Raw genomic sequence first — 290 nt, 5'->3', positions numbered from 1 at the left:
TCAGCTTTTTCTCTGGCTTCCTGTGCCTCAAGCTGTTTGATATTCCATGGGCTGTTATGGGGCATCTCAACGCGCAGGTCTATCCAGCGGCCAGCGGGAATATCTACCGGTTCGCCATCTTTAACTGTTTCGGTAAATGAACCATCATCATGTTTAATACCAATCAGGTTCCGGGCAAATTCTGGCGCATTGCTGTGTGTGCGATGATATGTACGGATTGTAATATCGCCATCGGGCGCTATTTCGAAATCCAGCCACAACAGAGGCAGGCCGTTACCGTTTTGCGGCAC

1 protein-coding gene is annotated in these 290 nt (G+C 49.7%); it reads right to left on the bottom strand.

Going from position 1 to position 290, the window contains the following annotated elements:
* The coding region (locus OGV69_RS00635; RefSeq protein WP_502873869.1) for a phage tail fiber protein at positions 1–290 on the bottom strand (290 nt) is incomplete at both ends.

This window comes from Citrobacter sp. Cc139 (assembly GCF_030334645.1).
Taxonomy (GTDB): Bacteria; Pseudomonadota; Gammaproteobacteria; order Enterobacterales; family Enterobacteriaceae; genus Citrobacter; species Citrobacter werkmanii.
This window is presented reverse-complemented; position numbering and strand designations above follow the sequence as displayed.